We start from the raw sequence: 671 nt of genomic DNA on the forward strand, positions 1-671 counted from the left end.
AACAACCAGGTCATCACCATCGGTGTGAACCAGTCGAGCGGGACTGTCTCGGTTGTGGCTCCAGATGATGTGTACAAAGGTGATCAGACCGTTACTACCGGTATTAAAGAAGTCACCGGTGGCGAGCACTTTGAAAATCTGGTTCCTGGGACTGACAAGGTCACCACGACTGTCACTGATACCCCAGGTACCGATAACACCACGACAGTGACGCTGACGGCTCCTTCGGAAGTGAGTGAAGGTGGCCAGATCACTTACACCGCCACCTTGAGCAACAAGGCTGACACTGACGTCACCCTGACCCTCGATAACAAACAAACCATCACCATCAAGGCCGGCGAAACCGTCGGCACCGTCACCGTTGATGCCCCTGGCGATGACGTGTTCGTCGACAAGAGCACCCAGACTGTCCAGATTACCGGGACTGACGGCGGCAACTTCGAGAAGCTCGTGGTTGCAGGCAACGGCGCAACGACGCAGATCAACGACACCATCGACAAGGTCGATGTGGTCCTGACCGCCACTAAAACTGTGGGCGAAGGCGGCGAGATCGTCTACACCGCTACCTTGGTGGATAAGAACGGCGCGCCGGTGACCAACATCACCAGCCCTGTGACAGTGACTCTGGATAACAACCAGGTCATCACCATCGGTGTGAACCAGTCGAGCGG

The 671-nt window shown here is 56.2% G+C and carries 1 protein-coding gene; it reads left to right on the forward strand.

Annotated elements, in window-relative coordinates:
• Positions 1 to 671: immunoglobulin-like domain-containing protein (locus PSFL_RS19075; protein ID WP_397470377.1), on the forward strand; the 671-nt coding region annotated here is incomplete at both ends.

The organism is Pseudomonas sp. DD1, from assembly GCF_044510355.1.
Lineage (GTDB): Bacteria > Pseudomonadota > Gammaproteobacteria > Pseudomonadales > Pseudomonadaceae > Aquipseudomonas > Aquipseudomonas shahriarae.